Here is a 26,996-nt window from a genome sequence, read left to right on the forward strand (position 1 = left end):
GACATCGCATCCATCTTCAGGACCCACACCATGGCCCCGCGCGCGCTTCGACCCTTCGCCCATCGCGATTACCGCATCCTGCTCATCGCCATGGCGATCAGTGTCTTTGCCCATGGAATGTGGGCCGTGGCAATGGTCTACCAGGTCAAGCACCTGGGCGGCGGCCCGGCCCAGCTTTCGGTGGTGGCCACCGCAACCTCGCTCGGCCTGCTTGGCTTCGTGCTCATTGGCGGCATCACCGCGGACCGGGTCAGCTGCAGGAAAATCATCATCGCCGTCGAGGCCGTCTCGCTCACGGTGATGAGCACCCTGTCGGTCCTTGCACTCACCGGCTCCATCCAGCTCTGGCACCTCGCCGTGGCAGGTTTCATCCAGGGCGCCGGTGCCGCATTCTTCTTCCCCGCGTACTCGGCGCTGCTTCCCCGCATCCTGCCGGCCGAGGACCTGTTGGCCGCAAACGGCATGGAGGGGATGTTCCGACCGGTGCTGCAGCAGGCCGCGGGTCCCGCCATCGCCGGGGTGCTCGTCGCCTCCTTTGCGCCCTCGATGGCGATAGTCGGAATTGCCGCCTGCCATCTGGTGGCCTTCGTGGTGTTGAACCTGCTTGGCCACCACCGCGCCTACGACGCGCACTTGGAACCCGACCAGAAGCGCCCCAGCGTCCTGGCCGACCTCCGCGAGGCGGTCAGCTACACGCTGGGCACACCGTGGCTGCTGTGGACCCTGTTGTTTGCCGTCGTCGCCGTGCTCAGTTTCATTGGCCCGATCGAGGTTCTGCTCCCCTTCGTCGTGGAGGACCAGCTCAACGGCAATGCAAAGACCTTCGGCTTCATGCTGGCGGCATTTGGCATCGGCAGTGCGCTGGGCTCGATGGTCACCGCATCGCTTCCCCTGCCGCGGCGCTACCTGACCTTCATGATGGCGTTCTGGGCCTTTGGCACGATCCCCCTGGCGTTCATCGGGTTGACCCGGTCCCCCTGGCAGCTGGCCGCGCTGTTGGTCGTCGTGGGAATCACCGGAGGGCTCGGGCAGGTCATTTGGGGAACGCTGTTGCAGCGCCGGGTTCCGACCCACATGCTCGGGCGGGTGTCCTCGTTGGACTTCTTCGTCTCGCTGGCTCTCATGCCCGTGTCGATGGCGCTTGCCGGCCCGCTGGGCGCAATCATGCCGCTGTGGATCATCTTCGTGGTGGCTGGTGTGGCCTCACCCGTGATCGGCGTCCTGGCTTGGCTTGCAGGGCGAATGTACCGGGACGAGATCGATCATCCGCTCGACCGGGTGGACGCACCGCAGCAGGCCGACGCCTGAGTTGTCCCGGGCCATGTTCCGCAACATGGCCCGGGACACCGGACGGGCACCCGAATGGAGAGCCTGTGGAAAACCTCTCCCAAACTTTTGGCAACGGGGCTAGGATGTCTGCTAATTGACTCCAACCGAATCGTAGGCCGTTGGCATGTTTGCGAAATTCAAGAAGGTCATGCTCGTCTTCTGCTCCGGCGCGCTCGTGCTCACTGCAGCGGGATGCGCCGGAAACGCGGAACCGGTCGAGCCGACCAAATCGCATCCGACGCCTACAACAACCGCAACGAGTTCGCCTCCGACGCCGTCGCCGACCCCCACCGCGAAGCCAACTCCCACACCGGTTCCGGGAAGTTCCAAAGGCCCCGCAAAGAACTGGCCAGTCCCCAAGATGCCGGATGCTGCAAAGGAAAGAACTGAAGCGGGGATCATTTCCTTCACAGAACATTGGTTCGACGTTCTCGAGTACATGTATGTCACCAATGAGACCGAGCAGTTGAAAGAAATCACTCGGCCGCAGTGCATCGAATGCGCTGAGAACTTTATTGATCCAGCCGACGGACTCGCGAATAGCGGCGCTTGGTCCATGGGTGGAAGGCTCGATGCAAAGGTAACGCTGGCTGTCGTGACAGACAGCAAGTCCGGTCTTGCCAATTTCCGGCTCGACCGAGAGGATCTACTGATCTATGACCGGAACGGCGAATATAACGGGAAGCTTCCGGGAACAGCAAAGGCTGACGTTGGGGCCCTTGTTCTTGAATATTCGGACGGCTGGAAAGTCGTCAATCTTCAATGGCTCGATTCTAAGTGAGCTCAGATGAACCGCTCGAAGTTTTTCGCCACGGGATCAGCTTTGATGCTAATAGCTGCTTTCTTTGTAAGCATGGATGCTGAGGTTGCTTTTGCTTGTCCGGATGCAGAGTACTCCACAAATGGCAGCGGATACGAAGCCACGGGTCCGGGATGTCCTTTCCAATCGGAGGGCAAAACATACGGTGATAAGCAACCGGGCCGAACTCACACGATCAACAACGGCCCCAAGATCCGGTACGAAGTGACCTATTTCCAAGAATGCAGTCCCGCGATGACGCTCATCAGGTCCTGCTCTGCCAATACAGACGCTCCGTGTCCCGATGGAAGTTACCCCCTGACCCGACTCATTAAGGCGCTCAACGGGCCTCGCGCCGGGCAGACCATTTCACTTCGACAATATTGCTCGACTGAACCGGCGATTGAGGTACCTGGAGCAGAAAACGACATTGCAAGGGTGACTCCGGACCAATTCCGCAGAATGCCGCTTGTTGCTTCGAGCATTGTCAGCCAGCCCGAGAACTTCTCGCTGCGCAACGGGCACGCCCACCTGTACGCCGAATCCGAACCCCAAAATTTCAACATCACCCTGTTCGACCAGGATATCCGGGTGCGCGCGATCCCCGTTTCCTACCTGTGGACCTACGGCGACGGAACCTCCCGGACACTCGCGTTCCCCGGCGGCCCGGTCGCCGAGCGCGGCTTCGACGAACCCACCAGCACCAGCCACGTCTACCAGGACACCGGCGACTTCAGGGTCGGCCTGACCACCCGGTTCCGCGGGGAATACTCGACCGAGGGCGGCCCCTGGACCCCGATCCCGGGCGTCGCCAACGTGCCCAGCGAGCAGGTCACGATGAGCGTGTGGCGGACCAAGAAGATCCTGGTCGCCGAGAACTGCAACAACGCCCCCCACGCGCCGGGCTGCGCTTCCCTGTTCGACAAGTAGCGCCACTACGGGCTCCCGCGTTTTCTGCGCAGCGGACAACGCTCTGCGCCTTCGCGTTACAGGTACGGGCGCGTGATGAATTCGATGTAGTGCCCCGCAGGATCCAAGAGGTAGACGCCGCGGCCGCCATGTTCGGTGTTCGTCTGGCCCGGACGGGTTCGCTGCGGGTCCGCCCAATGTTCAAGTCCGCGCTCATGGATCCGCGCGTAGGTGCGCTCGAAGTGCGCATCGTCCACCAGGAATGCGTAGTGCTGGGGCGGGAAGTCGATGGGCGGTTCGGCGAACTGCAGCATGACCCCGTCGTCCAGCTGGAGGTTGGTAAACGGGCCCCAGCTTTCGATGCGGTGGGCCTCGGCGAGGTCGATGTAGAACTGCGCCGAGGCCTCGCGGTCCTTGGCGGCAATGATGGTGTGGTTGAAAGAAATGCTCATGGTTTTTCCTGGTTCTCGAATCGGTGAATCCGAAGGATGCAGGCAACACCTGGCCCAGTCGACAGGCAGTGTGGAAAAGTGTGTGCGCCGGATACGGAGGGGCTCTTGCTGAACGCAAGATCGTCACCACGGTGCAGAGCGGTTCGTGAACCGCTGCGTTGTGGCAACGACGTGAGTTGCCTTGACCTCCTGGAAGCTCGGCCCATCTGGGGCGCATCAAGAATTTTTGCAGGTCACGGCGATTGCTGCAAGGACGTGTTCGGTGAACCCGGATGCTTCCCCGCATCGAAGCACTCCTAGGTGTCAGCGCCGGGCGGCCAATGCGTGGTCGGCAAGCGCAACCTGCTCCGGGGCAGCTAACTTCTTCGACCTCGACGAGAACGCCAAGGACATCTACACCTCCACCCGCACGGTCTTCGCCAAGGACTACGGGATCGACATGGATGCCGCCCGCCAGCCGCTGGCAGAACCGCTGCCGCTGCCCGAGGGCCGGTAACCGGTCGGAGGCCGAGGTTCCCGCAGTCCTACTTCGGTCCGCGGCGCGGCCTGAACGGACGCGTCCCCTCGACCTCCGCGATGGCGTCGGCGGCGCGGATCAGCCCCAGGTGCGAGAGCGCCTGCGGGAAGTTCCCGGCCATGTGCCCGGAGACCGGGTCGAATTCCTCGGCCACCAACCCCAAGTCGTTGACGGTTTCGGCGAGTTTCTCGAACAGGGCCCGGGCATCGTCGAGGCGCCCCGAGTGGGCATACTGCTCCACCAACCAACAGGTGCACACCAGGAACGTGTACTCCCCCGGCGGCAGCCCGTCTCCCGCGGCCTCGGTGCGGTAGCGGCGGATGAACCCGTGTTCGTCGAGCAGGTCCTTCTCCAGCCGTGCCACGGTCCCCAGCATCCGGGGGTCCTGGTAGTCGACGAAGCCGACCTGGGCCAGGACCAGCAGCGAGGCGTCAACCTCGGTGGTGGCGTAGGTCTGCGTGAACGAGTCCAGATCCGCGTTGAAGCCCTTTTCCATGATCTCGGCGCGCAGCTTGTCGCGGGCGGACTCCCACGCCAGCACGTCGCCGGTCAGCCCGTGGTGCTTCACCGCCCGGACCCCGGCATCCAGGGCCGCCCACATCATGACCCGCGAGTGCGTGAAGTACTCCGGGTTCCCGCGCATTTCCCACAAACCGTGGTCCTTGCGTTTCAGGTTGGCAATCACGTAGTCGATCAGCGCCTTTTGCAGCGGCCAGGAGAAGTGGTCCTCGCGCCCGCCCATGGTGCGCAGCTCGTCGAGCGCGACCATGACTTCGCCGACCACATCCCCCTGGTACTGGTGCACCGCGGCGTTGCCCACCCGCACCGGCTTGGCTCCCCCGTACCCGGGCAGGTGCTGCAGGACGCGCTCGGGCAGCTCGCGTTCCCCGCCGACCCCGTACATGATCTGCAGGTTGTTGTGGTCCCCGGCAATGGCTCGCAAAAGCCAGTCGCGCCAATGCATCGCTTCCTGCTCGTAGCCGTGGGTCATCATCACCTGCAGCGTCAGCGCGGCGTCGCGCAACCAGCAGTAGCGGTAGTCCCAATTGCGTTCCCCGCCGAAGAACTCCGGCAACGAGGTGGTCGGCGCGGCGACGATCCCGCCGGTCTCGCGGTGGGTCAGCGCCTTGAGCACCAGCAGCGAGCGGCGCACCAGAGCGTCGTGGGCCTCATGCCTGGGGATCTTCGCGGCCCAGTCGTGCCAGTGCTTCGCGGTCTGGGTCATGGCCAGGCCCACATCGCTGGGCTCGGGGGTCGCCGCATGCCCGGGATAGCAGGCGAACTCGAAGTCGAACACGTCTCCGGCCCGCACGTCGAATTCGTCGCGGTGGGTGTGGTGCCTGGCCTTGGGCAGCCGGGCGGCATGCAGCACCGCGGCCTTCGGTCCGGCAACCGCCACCAGCGACTCGGTGCCCTTGACCGGGTCGAAGCTGCGCCGCACCCACGGCAGCACCGCCCCGTAGTTGTACCTGATGACCAGTTCGTGTTCCACCCGCATGGTTCCCGAGAGCCCCTCCACGCGCCGCATGATGCCGGAGTGTCCATTGCCCGTCGGCATGAAGTCGGTGACCAGGATCTGTCCGGTGTCGCTTGCCCACAGGGTGCGCAGCACGAAGGAAGCGTCGAGGTAGTTGCGGCTCACCACTTCGCCCTGCAGCGGCGCCAGCAGCCAGCGGCCGTTCTCCTGGCCGCCCAGCAGCGAGGCGAAGACGGATCCCGAGTCGAAGCGCGGGAAACACAGCCAGTCCACCGAGCCCAGCCGGGAGACCAGTGCCGCGGTGCGCTGGTCCGAAAGCAACGCGTAGTCCTCGATGAAAGTGCCCATGGCCCCACCCAATCGCATTTGCCGCTCCCAGACAAGGGAATTCGGGTTCCAGTGCCGCAACGGAAGACGCCCCGCCGGTTCCCGGTGCGATAGGTTCGTGAGTGGGATTGATGACGACAGCTGCGCAACCAGAGGATGGACCATGAAATTCCAGGCCTTGCGCCAACGCTTCCTGCCCGGCGATTTTCCGCCCGAGGAATGGGAACGCCGGCAACCGAGCCGTCAGCAGTTGCGGCGCGATGCCTGGGTGACGCTGCTGCTCATGGCCGCGGCGCTGCTGGGCATGGAAATGATCCTCAGCTTCGCGCCGGCGGAAGACGCCCCCGACCGCGTCCCGGCCTACCTGGCCATGTGCGCGATGATTGCCCCGCTGGCGGTGCGCCGGCGCTTCCCGATTGCCTCGATGCTGGTGCTCTCGGCGCTTTTCATCGGCTTCGGCACCTGGCTTCCGGCGGTCATGATGCAGCTGGCACCGCAGATCGCCTACTTCGTCGGGCTCTATTCGGCGGTCACCTGGGCGCGCGACCGGCGCGGCCTGAGACTGGCATTGGGCGGCGTCATCCTGGCCATGGCCGTGTGGCTGCTGGTCGCCATCACCAACGCGAAGCTGTTCTACGGCACCGAGCTGGAACTGCCCATCGCCATCGAGACCTCCGGCTTCATCGACCCGGTCATCGCCTACGCCGGGTACAACTTCCTGGTCAACCTCTTCTACTTCGGCGGTGCCATCTTCCTGGGAGAGACGTCCTGGCGCAGCGCCTGGCGGCACGAGGTCGTGGTGGAACAGGCCGCACAGCTGCAGGAGCAGGCCAAGGAGCTGGCCCGCCGCGCGGTGGTCGACGAACGCCTGCGCATTGCCCGGGAACTGCACGACGTGGTGGCACACCACATCTCGGCCGTCGGGGTGCAGGCGGCGGCCGCCCGCATGGTCCAGCCGCGGGACCCGGAACGCGCGGCCGCGCTGATGCTCGGCATCGAGGACTCGGCCCGCCAGGCGGTGGGCGAGACCCGCTCGCTGCTGCGGGTGCTGCGGCACGGGGACCCGGACGGGGAAGGCGCCACCGACCGTTCCCCGGAACCCTCGCTGGGGCAGCTGCCGGGGCTGGTGGAGCAGTCGGCCCGCGCCGGGGTCGCGGTGCAGCTGATCACCGTCGAACACCGGCCGGGTTTCCTGGGCGAGGTCGGCCCCGGGCTGGGCCTGGCGCTGTACCGGATCGCCGCCGAGTCCCTGGCCAACGTGCGCGAGCACTCCACCGCACGCTCGGCGGTGCTCTCGCTGCGCAGCGGCAGCGACGGGAACGGCGACTGGGTGGAGGTAGAGGTCATCGATGACGGGACCCCGCGCCCGGGAACCTCCGGCAGCGGCTACGGCCTGCGCGGCATCAAGGAACGCGCGGCGCTGCACCACGGGCTGGTGGACATCGGCCCGCGCTCCCCGGCCGGGTGGCGCACCCGCGCCCGGCTGCGCACCCTGCACACCCCCGACACCGTTGAAGGAACCCCATGAGCCCCATCCGCATCCTTGTCTGCGACGACCAGGCACTGATCCGCTCCTCCCTGGCCCTGATCCTGGGCACCGACGAGGCCCTCGCGGTCGTGGGCACGGCCGCCGACGGGCAGGAGGCCGTCGCCGCGGCCCTGGACCTGCACCCGGACGTGGTGCTCATGGACATCCAGATGCCGGTGCTCGACGGGGTCCGCGCCACCGCGCAGATCACCTCGGCAACCAACGCCAAGGTCGTCGTGCTGACCACCTTCGACCGCGACGACTACCTCTTTGCCGCGATCGATGCCGGGGCCAGCGGGTTCCTGCTGAAGAACACCGAACCGGAAATGATCATCCAGGCGGTGCACGCCGCGGCCGGCGGCCAGGCACTGCTCTCCCCCGAGGTCACACTGCGCATCATCCAGCGCGGCACCGCCGCTTCGGCGCCGGGCACGAGCGCGGCGCCGACGGCCGCACTCGCCCCGGATGACCGGCGGGTGCTGGACGAGCTGACCAACAGGGAACGCGAGGTGCTCACCAGGCTGGCCTCGGGCCTGTCCAACGCGGAGATCGCCGCTGCCCTGCATGTCTCGGAGGCGACCGTGAAGACGCACCTGTCCAACGTCTTGGCCAAGGCCGGGGTGCGGGACAGGGTGCAGGCCGTCGTCTTCGCCTACCGGGTCGGGCTCATCCCTTCGATGGAGGCCTGAGGCCGGGGCGCAGGTTCCGTGCAGGCGAATTTCATTCCTTCGAACGATCCGCCGCGGCCGGCCCCGCACATAGATTGGAAGGCAGGAGAACACCCGCCAAGCAAAGGAATGTCCCACCGTGTTAGAGGTACAAGGTCTCACCCGGCGATTCGGTGACCGGACGGTGCTTGACGAGGTGTCGTTTTCCGTCCCCGCCGACGGCATGACAGGTTTCGTCGGGGCCAACGGCGCCGGCAAGACCACCACCATGCGCATCATCATGGGAGTGCTCAAGTCCCATTCCGGGTCGGTGTACTTCAACGGCACGCAGATCACGAACACCGACCGGGCCCGCTTTGGCTACATGCCTGAGGAACGCGGACTCTATCCCAAGCAGCAGGTGCTGGACCAGCTCCAATACCTCGGCCAGCTGCACGGCATGAGCCGCACCGATGCCCGTACCGAGGCCCTGGACCTGCTGGACCGCTTCGGCATTGCCGATCGGACCAAGGACAAGCTCGAGTCACTCTCGCTGGGCAACCAGCAGCGCGTGCAGGTCGCCGCCTCGCTGATGCACCACCCCACCGCGTTGGTCCTGGACGAGCCGTTCTCCGGGCTGGACCCGCTGGCCGTGGACTCCATGACCAAGCTGTTGGCCGAGCGGGCCGCCACCGGGGTGCCGATCCTCTTCTCCAGCCACCAGCTGGATCTGATCGATACGCTCTGCGACAACCTCGTGGTGCTGGCGGGAGGCAAGATCGTGGCTTCCGGCAGCGCCGCGGAGCTGCGGGCGCGGGCCAGCGCCAAGCACGTGGTGGTGACCCCGCCCGATGCCGGATGGCTGCGCGAGCAGCCCGGCGTGCGGGTGCTGGATGTCGCGGGCCCGCGGGCCCTGGTGGAGTTCACCGATGACGCCACGGCCCAGCGCGTGCTGCGCACCGCGGTGGATCGCGGGGCCGTCACCGAATTCGCCCCGCAACGTCCTTCGTTGGCAGAAATCTACCGGGAGGTCATCCGATGAGCATCACCGATCACCGCACCAGGCCCACCGATGCACCGGTCCGGTCCGCATCCTCTGGGCAGCCAAGCGCGCCATGGCTGATCGTGACCCTGCGCGAGGTCACGGTGAAGGTCCGGGACAAGTCGTTTCTCATCACCACGTTGGTCACCCTCGCGCTCATCGTGGGTTCGGTGGTGTTCGCCGGGATCATGGGAGACAAGACCACCACCGCCACGATTGCCTTCGAACAAAACGGCAGGACCGCTGCCCTGATGGCCTCGGCCAACGAGCTGGCCCTCGCCAACGACCGGAAGGTCGAATTGGTTTCCCATCCGGTGCCGTCAGGAACCGCGGTCCTCGAGGCCCTGCGTGCCAAGGACGTCGACCTGGTGCTCGCACCCACCCCGGATGGCTACAGCCTCACCGCGCTGAAGGAGGTGCCCGGCTCGGTCCAGTCGCTGCTCGGCGACGCGGCAAGCGCCCAGGCACTGGAATTCAACGCCGGGAAGCTGGGGGTCTCCCCCGAGTCGTTGACCGCAGGTTCCACCGTGAGCCCGGTGCTGCTCGACGGGGATTCGGAACGCAACTCGATGGCCATGGTCATGGGCTTCATCTTCTCGTTCCTGTTCTACATGTCCGCAATGATCTTCGGGATGCCGATCGCCAACTCGGTGGTGGAGGAAAAGCAGAACCGGGTGGTGGAGATCCTGGCCACCGCCATCCCCATCCGCCAGCTGCTCGCGGGCAAGATCCTGGGCAACATGATCCTGGCCATGGGGCAGCTGTGCCTGTTCACGGGGATCGGCCTGCTGGCCCTGAACATGATGCCCACCCCGGTCCCGTTCGTTTCGGTGGTGTTCGCCACCGCCGGCTGGTTCCTGGCCTTCTTCCTGGCCGGCTTCCTGATCCTTGCCGCGGTCTGGGCGGCACTGGGCGCCATGGCCTCGCGCACCGAGGACCTGCAGCAGTCCACGGGCCCGGTGATCATGGTGCTGGTGGCGGTGTTGTTCACCGGCATCTACGCCAAGGGCACGTTGTTGGTCGTCGCGTCCTATGTCCCGGTGATTTCCTCGGTGGCCATGCCGATCCGCTTGCTGAGCAGCGATGTTCCGCTGTGGGAGCCTTTCGCCTCGCTGGCCGTTGCCGTCGCGGCGGCATGGGCCATGGTGCTGTTCGGCGAGAAGATCTACCGCCGGGCCATCATGCAGACCGGTTCTGCGCTGTCCTGGCGCAAGGCGCTGAAGCTCGAGGACTAGCCACAGCTTTCAAGGAACAAGTTGAATTTGCCGCAGGGCGCCATCTCGCGCGGCCGCGATATGCCCAAAATCCTTGTCACATGAAATCACGGTGGCATTGTTGAGCATGGCGTAAGTTGCGATAAGCGTGTCGCTTGCTCCAGCGGCACGAACCAGTCCGTTCCCCCGCAGTGCGGATTGGATCACGAGTACGTCATGCACTGTTGGATGAACCAAGGGTTGCAACAGTTTTTCCATCCGCATCCGGTAATTATCATGCTCCACCTTGTTTCGCGCCATGAAGCAATATTCCAGGGCGGCAGGCGGGCATGTCATGATCACTCCTCGGTGAGAAATGTGGTCGATAAATCCGGTCACCGGATTCCTGGAGCCATAATGTGACCATGCGCTGGCATCGATGAGATACAGCGGAAGCGACGACCCGAGGCCGTTCATCACGCCACGGAAGTATCTGAATCCGGGTAGTCGATAACGGTGGCTCGTCGTTGTTCCACAGTCATGGGATGGGCTTTCATGTCATCCAACACGGCTTGCTGGTGGTTCAAGGCAAGCACGACGTCCAGGGCCATGTCGATGGCTTCTCGGGCCGAGCCTGCGGACAAGATTCTTTTGGCTTCCTCAATTTTGGCTTTGTCGACATCGACAGAAGTGATGGCCATGACGACCACGTTCCCTTCAATTCTGCGTATATCGGTGAGTATATGGGTCACTGGTTTTCGCTGGAAGGCTTCGGACGACCTGAAGTTCGGGGGCCGTCCCCAGCCAAGTGTTGCCCACCTCTGCAGCAAACAGCGAAGGCCCGCAGCTCCCGGGCAGGGGGCTGCGGGCTTTCTCATCAGCGGGCCGCGGTTGTTAGATAACCGAGTCGCTCAGGTGGTTCGGGGTGCCGAAGCGGTGCGCGGTGATGGAAACCGCCTGCTCGTGCAGGAAGGTCAGCATTTCCACCCGACCCGCGGAAACCACGTTGTTGGCGTAGATGGCAACATCGGGCTTGCCGTTGGTTGCCTCGGCGACATCCATGACTGAGCCGCCGATCAGGCGGATTCGGGCTGCGGAGTCCGGACCGGTCTTGGCGGCCAGGCGTGCCGCGCGAGCGCCGAAACCCTGGGCATCCTCAACCACGACGGTGGCGGAGGATTCAGTGAGCACGGAGCGGATTGCGGCCGGGACTTCGACGGCGGAGGAAACGGTGACGCGGGAACCGGCGGCGATGCCCGCGGCAACGACGCGAACCAGCTCGGCGATGCCGTGGCCCGAGGTCTCGTTCTCGAAGCGCACGGTCACCGGCAGGGCGCGGTAGCGGAAGACGTTGCGCTCGGCGTGCAGGCCGGAGACGTCCTTGGCGGTGTTGAACTCGTTGGCCCAGACGGCGGCGTCGGAGGCCAGCGCGCCTTCGAGCCAGGACAGGTCCGCAGCCTCGAGGCCGGACTCGCCGGCAGCCTTCAGCAGCGCGGAGGAGGTTGCCGAGAGCGTCCCGGTGTGTGCCACCGGGGCGTCTTCCCAGGAGCCCATGCCCACCAGGTAGTTCGGACCGCCGGCCTTGGTGCCGGCACCGATGGCCGACTTCTTCCAGCCGCCGAACGGCTGGCGCTGCACGATGGCACCGGTGATGCCGCGGTTGATGTAGAGGTTGCCGGCCTGGATGTTCTCCAGCCAGTAGGCCATCTCATCCGAATCCAGCGAGTGCAGGCCCGAAGTCAGGCCGTAGTCGATGTCGTTGACAATGGCCACTGCCTCTTCGAGGGTCTCCGCGGTCATGACGCCGAGGATCGGGCCGAAGTACTCGGTGAGGTGGTACTCGGAGCCGCGCTTGACCCCCGAGCGGACGCCCGGGCTCCACAGCTTGCCGGACTCGTCGAGCTTCTTGGGCTCAAGTACCCACTTCTCGCCCTCGCCCAGCGTGGTCAGGCCGCGCAGCAGCTTGCCCTCGGCCGGTGCAATGACCGGGCCCATCTGGGTCTGCGGGTCCTGCGGGTAGCCGACCTTCAGCGAGCGGATGTCGTCGATGAGCTGGTTGTGGAAGCGCTTGGAGTCCGCTGCCGAGCCCACCAGGATCACCAGCGAGGCGGCCGAGCACTTCTGGCCGGCGTGGCCGAAGGCCGAGGCCGCGACGTCCTTGGCGGCCAGGTCCAGGTCGGCGTGCGGGGTGACGATCACGGCGTTCTTGCCCGAGGTTTCGGCCAGCAGCGGCAGGTCCTTGCGGAAGGAACGGAAGAGCTGTGCGGTCTCGTAGCCGCCGGTGAGGATCAACCGGTCAACGCTCGGGTGTGACACCAGTTCGGTGCCCAGCCCGCGTTCGGAGAGCTGGACCAGCTGCAGGACATCGCGCGGCACGCCGGCTTCCCACAGGGCCTCGACCATGACGGCGCCGGAGCGTGCCGCCTGGCCCGCGGGCTTGATGATGACCGCGGAGCCGGCGGCCAGCGCCGAGAGGGTGGAGCCGGCCGGGATGGCCACCGGGAAGTTCCACGGCGGGGTGACAACGGTCAGCTTCGAGGGCACGAAGGTGGCGCCGTCGACGTTTTCCAGCTCCAGGCCGCGCTGGGCGTAGTAGTGGGCGAAGTCGATGGCTTCGGAGACCTCGGGGTCGCCCTGGTCCAGGGTCTTGCCGCATTCGGAGCCCATGACCTCGAGCAGGTCGGCGCGGTGCGCCTCCAGGGCGGCACCGGCGCGGTGCAGGATCGCGGCGCGGGCGGCGGCGCCCATGGCCTGCCAGGACTCGGAGGCCGCAACGGCGGTCTGAACGACCTGGTTCAGCTCGTCCTCGGTGTGGATCATGGCCTTGGCCACGGAGTCGTTGCCGAGGGTCGAGCCGACCATCTTGTTCACGATCTCCCGGCCCCAGGCGCGGTTGCCCGGCAGGTCGGGGTCGGTGTCGGGGGTGTTTTCGAAGTCGAGCGTGCCGTCGGCCAGCGCGGCGAGCTTGGCCTCGATCGCCTCGGGGTCCACGATGTTGCGGTCCTGGATGCGGTGCGGTGCCGGGACGGAGTCGTCCAGGTCCGCCAGGGAGGCGAGGAAGCGCTGCTTCTCGCGCTCGAACAGGGCTTCGTTCTTGTCCAGCTCGAAGACCGCGGACATGAAGTTTTCCTGGCTGGCGCCCTCTTCGAGGCGGCGGATCAGGTAGGCGATGGCCACGTCGAACTCGCCCGGGTGCACGACCGGCGTGTAGAGCAGCAGGCGCCCGACATCCTTGCGCACTGCCTCGGCCTGGCCGGTGGCCATGCCCAGCAGCATCTCGAATTCGATGCCCTCGGTGACGCCGCGGCCCTGGGCCAGCAGCCAGGCCAGGGCGACGTCGAAGAGGTTGTGGCCGGCGATGCCGATGCGCACGTTTTCCACGTGGCCCGGTCGCAGTGCGTAGTCCAGCACCGACTTGTAGGAGGTGTCCGAGTCCTGCTTGGTGTTCCAGGTGGCAACCGGCCAGCCGTGCAGGTTTGCCTCGACCTGCTCCATCGGAAGGTTTGCACCCTTCACGACGCGGACCTTGATCGGGGCGCCGCCGAGGCCCACGCGCTGGGCGGACCATTCCTGCAGGTGGATCATGGCCGACAGGGCGTCGGGAAGGTAGGCCTGCAGCACGATGCCGGCCTCCAGGTCACGGAATTCGGGGAGGTCGAGGATCCGGGTGAAGACCGCAATGGTCAAATCCAGGTCCTTGTACTCCTCCATGTCCAGGTTGATGAACTTCTTTTTGGGCGCGGAGGTGGCGGCCAGGCGGTAGAGCGGGATGAGCTTTTCGATGATGTGCTCGACGGCCTCGTCGAAGGCCCAGTGGTTGTGCGGGGCCACGGTGGAGGAGACCTTGATGGACACGTAGTCGACATCGTCGCGGGCCAGCAGCTTGTGGGTTCCCTCGAGGCGGCGGGCGGCTTCGCCCTCGCCGAGGATCGCTTCGCCCAGGAGGTTGACGTTGAGGTCGATGCCCTCCTTCTTGATCTTGGAGATCGAGGCGCCGAGCTTGGCGTCGGTGGCGTCGATGATCAGGTGGCCGACCATCTCGCGCAACACGCGGCGGGCCACCGGAACCACGATGCCCGGCAGGATCGGGGCCATGGTGCCACCCAGGGCCACGGCCGACTTCATGTACCAAGGCAGGAAGGAGGGGACCTTCGGGGCCAGGGCCTTGAGGTTGCGGGCGGCGACCTTCAGGTCCTCGGGGCGGATCACGCCGTCGACGAAGCCGACGGTGAAGTCCAGGCCATTGGGGTCCTTGAGCACACCGGCAAGCTGCGCGGCGGAGGCATCTACGGGAACCTTCGAGCCTTCGGTGAGCCAGTGGCGCACCAACTTGATGGCTTCGTCTGCAAGGTCCTGGGGGCGGACCAGAGCGGTGCCGTCGGCGGCGAGGGCCGGCGGGACTACACGCACGTGCGGGGTCGTAAGGGACACGGCTGCTTCTCCTTGGAAGGAAGGGGTGGCTAAAAAAGGGGCTACCACTACCCATCTTGCACACGAAAGGTGTCGCTTTGATAGGCGGGTTCACCAGTCAGTATGGACCCAACCATCACTTCGGCAAAAGTGAACAAACCCGAACGAATTGCTTCGGCTTTTCCAATGTATCGTTGGGGTATCGGCAAAGGCCGCATTCCGGCCGCGCCACCGAGCATCCCAGGGAGCCAACCATGCTTGAAATCCGCCGCCTGCGGCTGCTGCGGGAGCTGAGCATCCGCGGCACCATTGCCGAGGTTTCCGACGCCCTGAGCTACAGCCCCTCTTCCGTTTCCCAGCAGCTTTCGCTGCTGGAAAAGGAAACCGGCGTGAAGCTGCTGCGCAAGGTCGGCCGGCGCCTGCAGCTGACCCCGCAGGCCGAGGTCCTGGTCGCCCACACCGACGAGTTGCTCGATTCCATGGAACGTGCCGAGGCCGACCTCGCCTCGACCCAGCCGGCGATTGCCGGCACGGTGCGCCTGGCGGTGTTCCAGACAGCGGTGCTCTCGCTGATTCCCACGGTGCTGCGCGAGCTGCGGCGCCAGTACCCGCACCTGCGGGTGGAGATGGTGCAGCACGAGCCGGAAACCGCATTGCATGAGACGTGGGCGCGGGATTTCGACCTGGTCGTCGCCGAGCAGTACCCCGGGCATGCGGCCCCTCACTATGAGGCCCTGGACCGCAAGATCCTGGCCCACGACGCCATCCGACTGGCACTGCCTGGAAACAACGACGAGATGCCCGCGGAGTTCCGGCATGTCTCCTCCATCGAGACCGCGGCGGGCCTCCCGTGGGTCATGGAGCCGCGCGGTGCGGCCTCCCGGCACTGGGCCGAGCAAGCCTGCCGCACCGCGGGCTTCGAGCCGGATGTGCGCTACGAGACTGCGGACCTGCAGGCCCACGTGCGATTGGTCGAATCCGGCAATGCCGTGGCCCTGCTGCCGGATTTGGTCTGGGCCTACCGGGTCCGGGACCTGCGTGTGATCGACCTGCCCGGAGCCCCGCACCGGACCATGTTCACCGCCATGCGGCACTCCTCCGCGCAGCACCCCGGATTGGTCGCCGTGCGCAAGGCGCTGCACGAGCAGGCGGTGGCGCTCCCCGGACCGCATGCGGTCGGCGACAGTACGGTTACTTAGGTCACAAACACGTAACGACGCCGTGAGAGCCGCCACAAACCGGTGAACTTTGCTGTCATACTCGAGACCGGTTGCGTTCCACAGGCACGTGCCGGTGCGGCAGTGCAACCGTGCCGCCGGCAACGAAAGACCCCGGAGATCACCCTTCCCCGGGACGCCCCAACCTTCATGAGGACCCATCATGTCCGATTCAACATTCCAGCTGATAGCCATCGCGGTGTACCTTGCCGCCATGCTGGGCATCGGCTACTTCGCGTTCAAGCGCACCAACAACATCGACGACTACATGCTCGCGGGCCGCGGGCTGAAGCCCGGGGTCGCAGCGCTCTCCGCCGGCGCCTCCGACATGTCCGGCTGGCTGCTGATGGGCCTGCCAGGCGCGATCTACCTCAATGGCCTCATCGAGGCCTGGATCGCCATCGGCCTGACCATCGGCGCATGGCTGAACTGGAAGTTCGTGGCCCCGCGCCTGCGCTCCTACACGGCGGTGGCGCAGAACGCGATCACCATCCCCAGCTTCTTCGAGAAGCGGCTGAAGGACAACAGCCACTTCCTGCGCATCGCCGCCTCGGTCATCATCCTGGCGTTCTTCACCTTCTACGTCTCCTCAGGCATGGTGGCGGCGGGCAAGTTCTTCGAGTCCTCCTTCGGCTGGAACTACTTCACCGGCCTGTTCGTGGTCGCCGCAGTCACGCTGCTCTACACGCTCTTTGGCGGCTTCCTCGGTGCAACCCTCACCGACGTGGCCCAGGGACTGCTGATGTTTGCCGCACTCATTGCCGTCCCAATCGTGGCCATCTTCCAGATGGGCAACATCGGGCAGATCGGTGACAAGATCACGCAGGTCAACCCGGATGCGCTGAACCTGTTCTCGTCCTTCAACACGACCAACGGATTCCTGGCCGCCGTCGCCATCTTCTCCACCGCCGCCTGGGGCCTGGGCTACTTCGGCCAGCCACACATCATCGTGCGCTTCATGGCGCTGCGCTCCCCGTCCGAGGCCAAGACGGCCCGACGCATCGGCATCGGCTGGATGATGCTCACGGCACTGGGCGCGATCGTCACCGCACTGGTCGGCATCGCCTACTTTGCCGGCAGCCCGGAAAAGGAGATCACCGACCCGGAGACGGTCTTCCTGCTGCTGAGCCAGATCTTCTTCCACCCGTTCGTGGCCGGGCTGGTGCTCGCCGCTGTGTTGGCGGCCATCATGTCCACCATGTCCTCGCAGCTGATCGTTTGCTCCTCGGCCCTGGTCGAGGACCTGTACAACATCGCCGGCAAGAAGCTGGCCCCCAAGCGCGAGGTCATGCTCGGGCGCACCGGCGTGCTGGTCGTGGCCGTTGTTGCCGCTGCGCTGGCCCTGAACCGGGACTCCAGCATCCTGGAGCTGGTTTCCTTCGCCTGGGCCGGCTTCGGCGCGGCCTTCGGACCGATCGTGCTGCTGAGCCTGTACTGGCGCAAGCTGACCTCCACCGGCGCCCTGGCGGGCATGATCACCGGTGCCGTGACGGTCTTCGTCTGGGGCAACATCGACGTGTTGTCCTCGGCCATGTACGAGATCGTTCCGGGCTTCGTGCTCAACCTCGTCGTTGCCGTGTTGGTCTCCCGTGCCACCTACAAGCACAACGCCGCCATCGAGGAGGAGTTCTCCGCGATGGAAGCGGAAATCGAGGAGAACGCACCCTACGTCGAGGCACCCGTCGTTCCGTAGCCAACGCCTGGATGTGACTCTGCCCCCTCGCCATGTTTCGGCGAGGGGGCACTGTCGTGCTTGACTTGGAACGACAAATAGTCACTCGCTTATACAAAGAGCCCCTGAGAGGGAGGAAAGTCGCATGAAGGAACTTTTCGATTTCAATTTCGACAGCTTCGTCACCCCCAAGGTCGTCAAGATCGTCTACATCTTGATCACCATCGGCCTGGGCATCCTTTACCTGGGCATCGTGATCGGTGCGTTCGCCTCCCGGCAGGTCGCCTTCGGCTTCTTCGCGATGATCATCATCGGCCCGCTGGTCGTGCTCATCTACCTGGCCCTGGCACGCATGGGCCTGGAATCGCTGATCGCCACGATCCGCACCGCGCAGAACACCGGCGAGCTGGTGCGCCTGGCCGGCGGCAATGCCGCGGGCTCCAACCAGCCCGCGCCCGGCACCTACCCGGGCGGCACCGGTCCCTCGTTCGGCGGCCCCGCAGGCCCGACGGCACCTCCGGCCAACCCCTACGGGAATGGGCCGCAGGCCTAGCCGCAGCACCGGCCACGCCTCGAACCGGCGGTGGATTCACGGGAAAGCCCAAGCGGCCCCGCGAATCCACCGCCGGTTCCGTTTTCCCCTCCCCCGGCGAGCGCGCACGGACCCACAAGGAACCGGTTTTCGACGGTAGGATCTTGGCATGCCTGATGCCTCTGTTCCTTCCCCGAACGCGCCCGAGACCACGCCCAAGCCCGAGGTCGTGGACGATTTTGTCACCCGCAGCCACCGCACCGCCTCCGGGCTGCGCTACACCAGCACGACCGGCCGGATGGTGCTGCGCAAGGAAGAGGACACCGAGGGCAAGACCGAGGGCTTCAATGCCAAGGCGGAAATCTTCCTGGTCGCCTACACCGCCGAGACCGAGGAAACACCCGCCACCGGGAACGGGACCAAGTCCCGCGCCAAGAAGCCCGCCGGAGTGGTGGCGGCCAACCGGCGACCGGTGGTGTTTGCCTTCAACGGCGGCCCCGGCTCGGCCAGCCTCTGGCTGCACATGGGCCTGCTGGGCCCGCGCATCGTCGATTCCGGGGACGTGGGAAACATGACCCCGGCACCCTACGGGGTCATCGACAACCCCGAGTCGCTGCTGGAGCACGCCGATGTGGTGATGATCGACCCGGTGAACACCGGGTTCTCCCGCGTCGTTGAGGGCGGGACCACCGACGAGTTCCATTCCTTCACCGCCGACCGCGACCTGGTCGCCGAGGTCATCCGGCTCTGGGTCACCCGCAACCAGCGCTGGCTCTCCCCCAAATACCTCATCGGCGAGTCCTACGGCACCATGCGCGCGGTGGCCGTGGCCCGGCGCCTGCAGGAGGCCCACGGCATGGCGGTGAACGGGCTGGGGCTGATCTCCGCGGTGCTGAACATGTCCACCCTGGACTTCGCCCCGGGCAACGACACCCCCTACGCCCTGCACCTGCCCACCTATGCGGCGATCGCGCACTACCACGGCCGCCACGGCAACCGACCGCTGGAAGAGATCGTGCGCGATGCCGAGGACTACGCCTCGGGCGACTACGTGGTGGCCCTGCACCTGGGCAACCGGCTGTCCAAGCGCAAGTACGACGGCGTGGTCAAGCACCTGGCCGAGCTCACCACGCTCTCCGAGTCCTTCATCCGGCGCACCAACCTGCGCTGGGACTACATGGAGTTCGCCACCGAGCTGCTGCGCGAAAACGGGCTGATGGTCGGGCGCCTCGACGGGCGCTTCACCGGGGTCCCCCCGCGCCTGCAGGAATCCCACACCTGGGACGACCCCTCGATGCGCGCCATCACCGGCCCCTTCTCCGCGGCCATCAACCACTACGTGCGCGCAGAGCTGGGCTACGAATCGGACCTGCCCTACGAGGTGCTCACCGGCCGGGTGCACCCCTGGAGCTACGACACCTTCGAAGGCAAGCCCGTCGACGTCACCCGGGACCTCGAGCGCCTGCTCATCGACATCCCCGAGCTGCGCGTGCACGTGGACTACGGCTACCACGACGGCGCGACCCCGCACTATGCCGCCGAGTACGTCTGGGCGCACCTGGATGTCCCTGCGGCCGCCCGGGCACGCTTCAGCCACCACTACCACGCGGCCGGGCACATGATGTACCTGGACCCGGCCGTGCGCACCACGCAGCTGGCCGCACTGGCCGGGTTCGTCACGGGGGTGTAGCACCGCAGTCCGGGTGGCTAAGCTGGGACCATGGCCTGGCAGCGCACGCAAACCCACTTCCTCGCACGTCCCACCGCCGCAGTGTGGGAGGTGCTGCGCGACCCGTCCCGGGTCCCCCAATGGAACCGGGCCATTGCGCGCCTGGAACCGCGCGAGGCACCGGTGGCCGCCGGGACCGAACTGGAGCTGGCCCCCGCGGGGAAGCTCGTCGGCCCGATCCATTCGGCCACCGCACCTGCGGCAACCATCACCAGGTTCGACGAGGGCAGCTCCATCGCCTGGCGCCAGCCGCAGCCCGGCGGACACCTGCTGGTGGACTGGTCGCTGCGCGAGGTTCCCGGGGGCACCGAACTGACCCAGTCGGTCACGGTCGCAGGCCCGGCCTCCGTCGTGTTCGCGCAGACCGCGGCCAAGCCGATCGCGGCGCACTTCGCCGAGAACTGCGCCCGGCTCTACGCGCTGGCCGGGGGAACCGCCACGCAGGAATTGCGCATCGTCATCGCCGGAGGCCACGGGTTCCTCGGCTCCCGCGCCGCGGCGGACCTGTACTGCCGCGGGCACGAGGTAACCATCCTCACCCGTGCCGTCCGTCCCGACAGCCCCTACACCCAGGTCCTGTGGGACGGGAAGAACCAGGGCCCCTGGTCGACCGTGCTCTACCGCGCCGGAGAAGACACCGCGGTGCTGAACCTGGCCGGGGAACTGGTGGACCTGCCGCCGACCGAGGCCAACATCGCGCGCCTGCGCGCCTCTCGCGTGGATTCCACCCGCGCGCTGGTGGACGCCTCGAATGCCGCCCCGGAGCCGCTGTCCGCGTTCCTGCAGGCCAGCACCACCGCGATCTTCGCCGACGCCGGAGAGCGGCACCTCACCGAGGATTCCTCCCTGCCTACCGGCGCGGCCGCGCTGGCGCAGATGACCGGGGTGGCCAGGCCCTGGGAGGATGCGGCGGCCGGGGCGCACACGAAGCGGCTGAATATCCTGCGCACCTCCCTGGTCTTCGAGCAGGAGAGCCCGTTGGTGGACCGGCTGTCGCTGCTGGCCCGGGTCGGCCTGGGCGGCCCGGTGGCCGGCGGGGACCAATGGGTCAGCTGGATCCACCTGGCCGACTGGCTGCGCATCGTCCGGGCGGCCCTGGGGCTGGAGGAAAACCTCGCCCTCCCGGCCGGGATCATCCACCTCGCGGCCCCGCTTCCGGTGCGCAACAGCCAAATGATGGCCGCGCTGCGTGCCCGGGTGGCACCCGGGCCCCTGCGCAGGTTCTCGCTGCCCACCCCGGCACCGGTGCTGGCAGCCGGCGCGGTGCTGCTGCACACCGACCCGGCACTGGGCACCACCGGACGGCACGTGACCTCCAGGGTGCTGGCCGATGCCGGGTTCGAGTTTACCTATCCGGACTTCGAGGCGGCGCTGGGGCAGATCCTTGGCTGAGGATCGCCGGCTGCGCCACGCCGTCATGGACTCGCCCCTCGGCGAGCTGCGGATCGTGGCCTCGGCGCGCGGGATCGCCGGGATCTACATGGAAAACCACTCCCACCCGCCGGACCCCGAGAGGCTCGGGCAACTGCTGGGCTCGGTGGCCGATGACCCGTTCATCGCCCACTGCGCGAGCGAGCTTGCCGAATACTTCGCCGGCACCCGGACCGCCTTCAGGGTGCCGCTGGATGCGCAGGGAACCGAGTTCCAGAAGCGGGTTTGGGAGCAACTGGCACGCATTGAATTCGGCACGTCCCGCACCTACGGCCAGCTGGCCCTGGCGCTGGGCGACGAGAAGCTGACGCGCGCGGTGGGCACCGCCAACGGGCGCAACCCGATCTCGATCATCGTTCCATGCCACCGGGTAATCGGTGCGGACGGTTCGCTGACCGGATACGCCGGAGGGCTGGGGGCCAAGCTGTTCCTGCTGCGCCTCGAGGGCATCGAGCCGCCGCCCGAGGCAACCCTGTTCTAGGAAGGGTCGGACGCTGCTCAGGCCAGGATCAACGTGTCCAGGGCCTGGCGCAGCAGGTCCTTGGCTTCCTCGTCCAGACGCGTTCCGGTGACCAGCGCGTCGACCTGGGACAGCGGGACGATCTGGCACAGCCCGGTCACTCCCCACTTGGTGTGGTCGGCCACGATGATCTGGCGTGCCGCCGCCTTGATGAAGGCCTGGTTGGTCTGCGCCTCGAGCATGTTCGGGGTGGTGAACCCGTCCTCGGCGGTCATGCCGTGCACGCCCAAAAAGAGCACGTCCACGTGCAGCTGGCCCAGTGCCGAGAGTGCCAGCGGTCCGACCAAGGCGTCGGAGACGGTGCGGATCCCGCCGGTGAGGATGATGTTCTGGCTCGGGTTGGCCGCGGCATAGAAGATCTCGGCGATCCGCGGGGAGTTGGTCACCACGGTCAGGTCCTTGATCCCGGTGCACTGCGAGGCCAGGGCATAGGTGGTGGTGCCCGAGTTCAGTGCGATCGACATGCCGGGCTTGATCAGCTTCACGGCGGCCTGGGCAATGGCCAGCTTTTCGCCGGATTCCAGTGCGAGCTTGTGCGTGAAGCCCGGTTCGCTGCTGGTCGGAGCGGCATCCAGCGTGGCCCCTCCGTGGACCTTGACCAGCGCGCCGCGCTCGGCCAGCGCGTTCAGGTCGCGCCGCACCGTCATCTCCGAGACGCCCAGCTCGGCGGCCAGGGACGTCACGCGCACCTGCTCGCGTTCTCGCAGGGCATCGAGGATGCGCTGTTGCCGGGCACTGGCCAGCATCTCGGTCATGGCGATCCGTTCGGTTGGGCATCTGGTTCAGTAATCCATCGTAGCGAAAAAACGAACACAAATCGTCGCTTGGTGTTCGAAGTTGCGCGGAAGGTATCCACCAACCCCGCGGGGATTTTCCAATGCCCACATCCACCAATGATGGAGAGGACCGACAACGGGCACTTGGGAGCGTGTTCCCGACCTTCCGCCCTACGTTGCCTTCTGATAGAATTTGATCGAAATTGTTTGATTTGGATCGATGACACACCTCGCCAAGGAGCAGCCGTGGACCACAACCCCAGCCCGAGTGAACCGGTACGCAGCACCCTGGCCGACGGACGCGAACTGCTCTATTTCTTCGACGAGGCTGCGGTCCCGGCCAGCTTCACCGCCCCGGCCGACACCCGCGAGCTGCCGGCCCGCCCGGCAACATCGCAACTGCGCTACGACGCACTGGCCGGGGACTGGATCTCCTTCGCCGCCCACCGCCAGGGCCGCACCCACCTGCCGGCGGCCAGCGAATGCCCGCTGTGCCCCACGCGCCCGGACATGGCCAGTGAGATTCCGGCGGACACCTACGACGTCGTGGTCTTCGAGAACCGCTTCCCCTCCTTCGGACCCGGGCAGCATGCCTCGCACGTGGAGGCCGAGCTCGGCGCGGTGCGCCCGTCCCACGGCCGCTGCGAGGTCATTGCCTTCGGCCCCGGGCACACCGAATCGCTCACCACGCTCGGCGAGCGCCGCATCCGCACCGTGATCGAGGCGTGGGCCCAGCGCACCACGGAACTGGGCGCGCTTGAGGGCATCGAGCAGGTCTTCCCGTTCGAAAACCGGGGAGCCGAGATCGGGGTGACGCTGCACCACCCGCACGGGCAGGTCTACGCCTACCCGTACACCACCCCGCGCACCGAGAACCACCTGGCGCGGGCCGCCGCACACAGGGCGCGCACGGGGAACAACCTCATGGCCGACATCCTGGACTTCGAGCTCGCCGACGGACGGCGCGTGCTGGAACGCGGCACCCACTTCACCACCTTCGTGCCCTACGCCGCTCGCATGCCCGTCGAGGTTCACCTGGTGCCGCACCGCCAGGTCGCGGACCTGGGCGAGCTGACCGGCGAGGAGCGCGACGAGCTGGCTGCCATGTACCACCGGCTGCTGCTCACCGTGGATGGGTTGTATTCCACCCCCACCCCGTACATCGCCGGCTGGTTCCAGGCTCCCCGGACGCACGAGCACCGCGCCGAGGCCTGGCTGCACCTGCAGCTGACTTCCCCGCGCCGGGCCGAGAACAAGCTCAAGTACCTGGCCGGCTCCGAGGCTGCCATGGGCGCGTTCATCGGGGATGTCACCCCCGAGGCCGCCGCCGCGGCGCTGCGCGAGTCCGCCGCCCGCCTGGCGAACACCATTCCCGCCCTGTGAAAGACGATGCCATGACCGCCCTGCCCACCGCCTTCGATGCCTTGCCCGCTTCCTTCACCGCCCTGTACGGCGCGGCCCCCGACGCGTGCTTTGCCGCACCCGGCCGGGTGAACCTCATCGGCGAGCACACCGACTACAACGAGGGCTTCGTGCTGCCCTTCGCCATCGACAGGGCCGCGGGCGTCGGGCTGCGGATCCGCCCGGAGGCATCCGGGCGGTTGCTGCGCGTCGCCTCGACCCGGGGCGGCCCGGTCGTCGAGGCCGAGCTGGATGCGCTGGTTCCCCAGGCGGTGGCCCCGTGGGCCCGCTACGTCGCCGGGGTCTTCTGGGCGCTGGAACAACGCGGTTTCACCCTGCCCGGCGCCGACATCCTGGTGGATTCCTCGGTGCCGATCGGGGCGGGCCTGTCCTCCTCGGCTGCCCTCGAATGCGCCGTGGCCTTTGGCCTGAACGAGCAATTGGGCCTGGGGCTTTCCCGCGAGGAACTGGTGCTGGTGTGCCAATCGGCCGAAAACGACTTCGTCGGGGCACCGACCGGGATCCTGGACCAGTCGGCCTCGCTGCTAAGCACCCCCGACCACGCCCTGTTCCTTGACTGCCGCACCCGCCAGGGGCGCCAGGTGGGCCTGCCGCTGGCGGCCGCAGGCCTGGTGATGCTGGTGATCGATACCCGGGTCAGCCACGCCCACGACTCGGGCGGCTACAAGGAATTGGTGGCCGCCTGCACCCGCGGGGCGAAGGAACTGGGAGTGAAGGCCCTGCGCGATGTGGGGATCGAACGCCTGGCCGAGGCCGAGGCCAGCCTGGCCCCGGAGATCTACCGGCGGGTCAAGCACATTGTCACCGAGAACCAGCGGGTGCTTCGGACCGTCGAGCTGCTGGAAAGCCGGGGGCCGGCGGCCATCGGCGAGCTGATGGTGGCCAGCCACGCCTCGATGCGCGACGATTTCGGGATCTCCAGCGTCGAGCTGGACCTGGCCGTGGACACCGCCATCGCCGCGGGCGCCATCGGTTCCCGGATGACCGGCGGCGGCTTCGGCGGCTCGGCGATCGCGCTGGTTGAGGTCTCGCGCGCCGGCCAGGTCTTGGCCGCGGTGCTGGCGGCCTTTGCCGCGGCCGGGTACATCGCCCCGGAAATCTTCTCCGTGGTCCCCGGGCCCGGCGCCCGGCAGCTGTAGTCAGCAGGGCAGCGACGAAGGAAGCCGCACGGGCGTCCTGAGAACGGCCCCGGCCCCGTCGGCACCGCGGTAGGCGCGGCACACGCCCAGCCCGCGGCTGGCCAGGTTGGCCTTGATCTGCCGCAGCGAGTCGGGGGCGAATCCCTGCCACTGCATGTGCATCAGCACGGTGTCCCCGGCCCTGGCGGCCGAGGCCCGGGCCACCGTGGTCGCCTTCGACTTGGTGCTCCAGTCAAGGGTGTCGCGCGACCAGGTCCAGATCGCCATGCCCACCCGGTCGTAGGCGCACACGACGCTGCCGTCGACCGCACCGTACGGGGGCCGGCCGAAATTGGTGTGCACGCCGGTGCCGCCGAGCTGGGCGGCGGCGGCCGAACAACTCAGCGGGCGCAGGTCCGGGTGGCTCACCGAGTGGTTGATGACCCATTGCCCCTTGGCCCGGGCCCGCGCCGCCAGGTCGACGCCGTAGCGCGCCTTGAACGAAGAGAGGCAGTTGCCGGTCGGCGCGATGACCAGGCCCATGTTGTGGCTTGCCGCGTAGTCGATGGCCGCGGTGAAGGCGCTGAGCGTGCGCGGGCAGTCGTCAAAGGTCAGCACCACGCGCGAGGTGCGGTTCGGACCGGTGGACCGGGGCGTGCTGGGCGCCGTTGGCGTGGAGGTGCCACTGCCGGTGGTGACGTACGCATTGGAAACCCAGCCGGTGCGACCGGCGTAGCCGACCTTGTACCAGCCGTTGGAGGCACGCGAGAGCACCTTGACCGTGGTGCCCTTCGGAATGGTCAGCAGGATCCGGTACGCGGTGCTCGGACCCGTGCGCAGGTTCAGGTTCGCGGTGGTGCGCACCGATGCCGGCAACGCCCCCGGGGACGAGGAACCCACGGCGGTGACGTAGGAGTTGCTGACCCATCCGGTGCGACCGGCGTAGCCGACCTTGTACCAGCCGTTGGAGGCACGCGAGAGCACCTTGACCGTGGTGCCCTTCGGAATGGTCAGCAGGATCCGGTACGCGGTGCTCGGACCCGTGCGCAGGTTCAGGTTCGCGGTGGTGCGCACCGACGCCGGAAGCGCCGCCGCCACCGTCACGGACGCCGAGGCCGAAGCGGCGGGCACCTCGGACACCCCGGCAGCCATCGTCGGAACCGACGAAACCAGCAGCGCCGCGGCCACCAGGAGCCCGCAGGCGCCCCTCACTGAATTGTATTGTCCCCAAGACCCCAACATCGGAAATTCCCCCCTGATTGCTTCCCCCCAGAAGACTGTTGCAGCCAGTATGGGGCCGCCGGCCGCCACCCGCAATCGATATTCCATGTTGTGTCCTTATTGTGCGCAACCCGATGCATTCGCGCACGTTGGAAAACGCCTTGGAGTGTGCCCCACGGGCACCGCACTCCTAGCCATTTCCCTGCAAATGCGCATACTGTGGGAGGGAATGACGCGCGGGTCCTGCCCGCGCGCTGCGTTCGCTGCAGGAATGAGGGATTCGCATGGATCGCGTTGCCATCGTCTACTACCAACGTGATGCACTTGCCAAGCTGCGTTCCACCGAGCTTGCCGAGCAATTGAGCGCCCATGAGCTGCGCTCCGAAATCCTTGAAGTCACCAGTTCATCGGCGCACGAACTCATCTATTTCGACGGCGTGGTCCTGGTGGGCCCGCTGCGTTTCTCGCGCATGCACGGACTGGCGTTGGTCAAGGCCGTGTTCGGGTTCAGGCCCGTTGCCCTGTTGCTGACCGGTTCCGGCGACAGCGACCGCATCCTGCGCCTGCTGCCCAAGCACATGCGCGGGGAAGTGCCCGTGTTCACGGCCGGAGGCAGCGACCTCCCGCATGCCGGGATTGCCCCCTTGGTGACGTGGTTGCGCGCCATGATCGGCTATTCGGGATACCGGGCCATCGGCTGAACCGCACCACGCGACATACACGAAAGG

The 26,996-nt window shown here is 66.7% G+C and carries 24 protein-coding genes; 17 read left to right on the top strand and 7 right to left on the bottom strand.

Translation table 11 applies throughout. The features are described 5' to 3' along the window. The first annotated feature begins 30 nt into the window (after window positions 1–30). The 3 genes from J2T21_RS10625 to J2T21_RS10635 all read left to right on the top strand — a co-directional run bounded on the left by J2T21_RS10625 (window position 31) and on the right by J2T21_RS10635 (window position 3,058). Complete coding sequence (locus J2T21_RS10625) at window positions 31–1,308, top strand: MFS transporter (RefSeq protein ID WP_307581395.1); 1,278 nt, start codon at window positions 31–33, stop codon at window positions 1,306–1,308. Window positions 1,309–1,453: 145 nt separating this feature from the next. Continuing rightward, window positions 1,454–2,110 carry a DUF6318 family protein gene (locus J2T21_RS10630; protein WP_307581232.1) on the top strand — a complete coding sequence of 219 codons (657 nt, stop codon included), beginning with the start codon at window positions 1,454–1,456 and terminating at the stop codon, window positions 2,108–2,110. Between the two features lie 480 nt (window positions 2,111–2,590). Further along, a complete protein-coding gene (locus tag J2T21_RS10635) occupies window positions 2,591–3,058 on the top strand; it encodes a hypothetical protein (RefSeq protein ID WP_307581234.1) in 468 nt (155 codons plus the stop codon). A gap of 56 nt (window positions 3,059–3,114) precedes the next feature. Here the strand turns inward: J2T21_RS10635 and J2T21_RS10640 are convergent, their stop codons facing one another. Then, the gene (locus J2T21_RS10640; protein WP_307581236.1) at window positions 3,115–3,489 is read right to left on the bottom strand and encodes a VOC family protein; all 375 of its coding nucleotides are present in this window, start codon (window positions 3,487–3,489) and stop codon (window positions 3,115–3,117) included. 262 nt (window positions 3,490–3,751) lie between these two features. On the opposite strand from J2T21_RS10640, the gene J2T21_RS10645 reads away from it, so the two are divergent. Beyond that, window positions 3,752–3,985: a hypothetical protein gene (locus tag J2T21_RS10645; protein WP_307581238.1), complete on the top strand. Its 234-nt coding sequence runs from the start codon at window positions 3,752–3,754 to the stop codon at window positions 3,983–3,985. A gap of 28 nt (window positions 3,986–4,013) precedes the next feature. On the opposite strand, the gene J2T21_RS10650 is transcribed toward J2T21_RS10645, so the two are convergent. Further along, entirely contained in the window at window positions 4,014–5,849 is a 1,836-nt protein-coding gene (locus tag J2T21_RS10650) for a glycoside hydrolase family 15 protein (protein ID WP_307581240.1), read from the bottom strand. 124 nt (window positions 5,850–5,973) lie between these two features. On the opposite strand from J2T21_RS10650, the gene J2T21_RS10655 reads away from it, so the two are divergent. From J2T21_RS10655 to J2T21_RS10670, 4 genes are all read left to right on the top strand, one after another. Next, window positions 5,974–7,338 (top strand): sensor histidine kinase, encoded by a 1,365-nt coding sequence (locus tag J2T21_RS10655; RefSeq protein WP_307581242.1) that lies wholly within the window; start codon window positions 5,974–5,976, stop codon window positions 7,336–7,338. Continuing rightward, complete coding sequence (locus tag J2T21_RS10660; RefSeq protein ID WP_307581245.1) at window positions 7,335–8,027, top strand: response regulator; 693 nt, start codon at window positions 7,335–7,337, stop codon at window positions 8,025–8,027. Before J2T21_RS10655 ends, J2T21_RS10660 begins: the two co-directional genes overlap by 4 nt. 118 nt (window positions 8,028–8,145) lie before the next feature. After that, window positions 8,146–9,027 carry an ABC transporter ATP-binding protein gene (locus J2T21_RS10665; RefSeq protein WP_307581247.1) on the top strand — a complete coding sequence of 294 codons (882 nt, stop codon included), beginning with the start codon at window positions 8,146–8,148 and terminating at the stop codon, window positions 9,025–9,027. Continuing rightward, window positions 9,024–10,262 carry an ABC transporter permease gene (locus tag J2T21_RS10670; protein WP_307581249.1) on the top strand — a complete coding sequence of 413 codons (1,239 nt, stop codon included), beginning with the start codon at window positions 9,024–9,026 and terminating at the stop codon, window positions 10,260–10,262. Before J2T21_RS10665 ends, J2T21_RS10670 begins: the two co-directional genes overlap by 4 nt. 9 nt (window positions 10,263–10,271) lie before the next feature. On the opposite strand, the gene J2T21_RS10675 is transcribed toward J2T21_RS10670, so the two are convergent. The 3 genes from J2T21_RS10675 to J2T21_RS10685 form a co-directional block, all read right to left on the bottom strand. Then, the gene (locus J2T21_RS10675) at window positions 10,272–10,697 is read right to left on the bottom strand and encodes a DUF5615 family PIN-like protein (RefSeq protein WP_373457924.1); all 426 of its coding nucleotides are present in this window, start codon (window positions 10,695–10,697) and stop codon (window positions 10,272–10,274) included. After that, window positions 10,697–10,921, bottom strand: coding sequence for a hypothetical protein (locus tag J2T21_RS10680; RefSeq protein ID WP_307581254.1), 225 nt, complete (start codon window positions 10,919–10,921; stop codon window positions 10,697–10,699). The genes J2T21_RS10675 and J2T21_RS10680 overlap by 1 nt, the downstream gene beginning before the upstream one ends. Before the next feature lie 193 nt (window positions 10,922–11,114). After that, the gene (locus J2T21_RS10685) at window positions 11,115–14,651 is read right to left on the bottom strand and encodes a bifunctional proline dehydrogenase/L-glutamate gamma-semialdehyde dehydrogenase (protein ID WP_373457917.1); all 3,537 of its coding nucleotides are present in this window, start codon (window positions 14,649–14,651) and stop codon (window positions 11,115–11,117) included. 233 nt (window positions 14,652–14,884) lie between these two features. On the opposite strand from J2T21_RS10685, the gene J2T21_RS10690 reads away from it, so the two are divergent. The 6 genes from J2T21_RS10690 (at window position 14,885) to J2T21_RS10715 (ending at window position 21,692) form a co-directional block, all read left to right on the top strand. Beyond that, window positions 14,885–15,829: a LysR substrate-binding domain-containing protein gene (locus J2T21_RS10690; protein WP_307581256.1), complete on the top strand. Its 945-nt coding sequence runs from the start codon at window positions 14,885–14,887 to the stop codon at window positions 15,827–15,829. A 181-nt stretch (window positions 15,830–16,010) separates the two neighbouring features. Then, complete coding sequence (putP, locus tag J2T21_RS10695) at window positions 16,011–17,540, top strand: sodium/proline symporter PutP (RefSeq protein ID WP_307581258.1); 1,530 nt, start codon at window positions 16,011–16,013, stop codon at window positions 17,538–17,540. A 124-nt stretch (window positions 17,541–17,664) separates the two neighbouring features. Beyond that, the gene (locus J2T21_RS10700; RefSeq protein ID WP_307581260.1) at window positions 17,665–18,072 is read left to right on the top strand and encodes a DUF4282 domain-containing protein; all 408 of its coding nucleotides are present in this window, start codon (window positions 17,665–17,667) and stop codon (window positions 18,070–18,072) included. Between the two features lie 148 nt (window positions 18,073–18,220). Then, on the top strand, window positions 18,221–19,741 hold the full coding sequence (locus J2T21_RS10705; RefSeq protein ID WP_307581262.1) for a S10 family peptidase: 1,521 nt from the start codon (window positions 18,221–18,223) through the stop codon (window positions 19,739–19,741). Between the two features lie 30 nt (window positions 19,742–19,771). Further along, window positions 19,772–21,172, top strand: coding sequence for a DUF1731 domain-containing protein (locus J2T21_RS10710; RefSeq protein ID WP_307581264.1), 1,401 nt, complete (start codon window positions 19,772–19,774; stop codon window positions 21,170–21,172). Further along, window positions 21,165–21,692 carry a methylated-DNA--[protein]-cysteine S-methyltransferase gene (locus tag J2T21_RS10715; RefSeq protein ID WP_307581266.1) on the top strand — a complete coding sequence of 176 codons (528 nt, stop codon included), beginning with the start codon at window positions 21,165–21,167 and terminating at the stop codon, window positions 21,690–21,692. Before J2T21_RS10710 ends, J2T21_RS10715 begins: the two co-directional genes overlap by 8 nt. A 17-nt stretch (window positions 21,693–21,709) precedes the next feature. On the opposite strand, the gene J2T21_RS10720 is transcribed toward J2T21_RS10715, so the two are convergent. Further along, window positions 21,710–22,486 carry a DeoR/GlpR family DNA-binding transcription regulator gene (locus tag J2T21_RS10720; protein WP_307581268.1) on the bottom strand — a complete coding sequence of 259 codons (777 nt, stop codon included), beginning with the start codon at window positions 22,484–22,486 and terminating at the stop codon, window positions 21,710–21,712. A 267-nt stretch (window positions 22,487–22,753) separates the two neighbouring features. Between J2T21_RS10720 and galT the strand changes: the two genes are divergently transcribed. Both galT and galK read left to right on the top strand, forming a co-directional pair. Further along, complete coding sequence (gene galT / locus J2T21_RS10725) at window positions 22,754–23,890, top strand: galactose-1-phosphate uridylyltransferase (RefSeq protein WP_307581270.1); 1,137 nt, start codon at window positions 22,754–22,756, stop codon at window positions 23,888–23,890. Between the two features lie 11 nt (window positions 23,891–23,901). Further along, on the top strand, window positions 23,902–25,068 hold the full coding sequence (gene galK, locus J2T21_RS10730; protein ID WP_307581271.1) for a galactokinase: 1,167 nt from the start codon (window positions 23,902–23,904) through the stop codon (window positions 25,066–25,068). Here the strand turns inward: galK and J2T21_RS10735 are convergent, their stop codons facing one another. Then, on the bottom strand, window positions 25,069–26,259 hold the full coding sequence (locus J2T21_RS10735) for an SH3 domain-containing protein (protein ID WP_307581273.1): 1,191 nt from the start codon (window positions 26,257–26,259) through the stop codon (window positions 25,069–25,071). Window positions 26,260–26,552: 293 nt separating this feature from the next. Between J2T21_RS10735 and J2T21_RS10740 the strand changes: the two genes are divergently transcribed. Further along, the gene (locus J2T21_RS10740) at window positions 26,553–26,969 is read left to right on the top strand and encodes a hypothetical protein (protein WP_307581276.1); all 417 of its coding nucleotides are present in this window, start codon (window positions 26,553–26,555) and stop codon (window positions 26,967–26,969) included. Window positions 26,970–26,996: the final 27 nt, after the last annotated feature.

This window comes from Paeniglutamicibacter psychrophenolicus (genome assembly GCF_030812255.1).
Lineage (GTDB): Bacteria > Actinomycetota > Actinomycetes > Actinomycetales > Micrococcaceae > Paeniglutamicibacter > Paeniglutamicibacter psychrophenolicus_A.

Coding starts and splice junctions, on each gene's coding strand:
- J2T21_RS10705 (WP_307581262.1), top strand. CDS start 18,221: ATGCCTGATGCCTCTGTTCCTTCCCCGAACGCGCCCGAGACCACGCCC.
- J2T21_RS10675 (WP_373457924.1), bottom strand. CDS start 10,697: ATGAACGGCCTCGGGTCGTCGCTTCCGCTGTATCTCATCGATGCCAGC.
- J2T21_RS10700 (WP_307581260.1), top strand. CDS start 17,665: ATGAAGGAACTTTTCGATTTCAATTTCGACAGCTTCGTCACCCCCAAG.
- J2T21_RS10720 (WP_307581268.1), bottom strand. CDS start 22,486: ATGACCGAGATGCTGGCCAGTGCCCGGCAACAGCGCATCCTCGATGCC.
- J2T21_RS10650 (WP_307581240.1), bottom strand. CDS start 5,849: ATGCGATTGGGTGGGGCCATGGGCACTTTCATCGAGGACTACGCGTTG.
- J2T21_RS10680 (WP_307581254.1), bottom strand. CDS start 10,921: ATGGCCATCACTTCTGTCGATGTCGACAAAGCCAAAATTGAGGAAGCC.
- J2T21_RS10635 (WP_307581234.1), top strand. CDS start 2,591: ATGCCGCTTGTTGCTTCGAGCATTGTCAGCCAGCCCGAGAACTTCTCG.
- J2T21_RS10670 (WP_307581249.1), top strand. CDS start 9,024: ATGAGCATCACCGATCACCGCACCAGGCCCACCGATGCACCGGTCCGG.
- J2T21_RS10630 (WP_307581232.1), top strand. CDS start 1,454: ATGTTTGCGAAATTCAAGAAGGTCATGCTCGTCTTCTGCTCCGGCGCG.
- J2T21_RS10710 (WP_307581264.1), top strand. CDS start 19,772: ATGGCCTGGCAGCGCACGCAAACCCACTTCCTCGCACGTCCCACCGCC.
- J2T21_RS10660 (WP_307581245.1), top strand. CDS start 7,335: ATGAGCCCCATCCGCATCCTTGTCTGCGACGACCAGGCACTGATCCGC.
- J2T21_RS10655 (WP_307581242.1), top strand. CDS start 5,974: ATGAAATTCCAGGCCTTGCGCCAACGCTTCCTGCCCGGCGATTTTCCG.
- J2T21_RS10625 (WP_307581395.1), top strand. CDS start 31: ATGGCCCCGCGCGCGCTTCGACCCTTCGCCCATCGCGATTACCGCATC.
- J2T21_RS10690 (WP_307581256.1), top strand. CDS start 14,885: ATGCTTGAAATCCGCCGCCTGCGGCTGCTGCGGGAGCTGAGCATCCGC.
- putP (WP_307581258.1), top strand. CDS start 16,011: ATGTCCGATTCAACATTCCAGCTGATAGCCATCGCGGTGTACCTTGCC.
- J2T21_RS10740 (WP_307581276.1), top strand. CDS start 26,553: ATGGATCGCGTTGCCATCGTCTACTACCAACGTGATGCACTTGCCAAG.
- J2T21_RS10640 (WP_307581236.1), bottom strand. CDS start 3,489: ATGAGCATTTCTTTCAACCACACCATCATTGCCGCCAAGGACCGCGAG.
- galK (WP_307581271.1), top strand. CDS start 23,902: ATGACCGCCCTGCCCACCGCCTTCGATGCCTTGCCCGCTTCCTTCACC.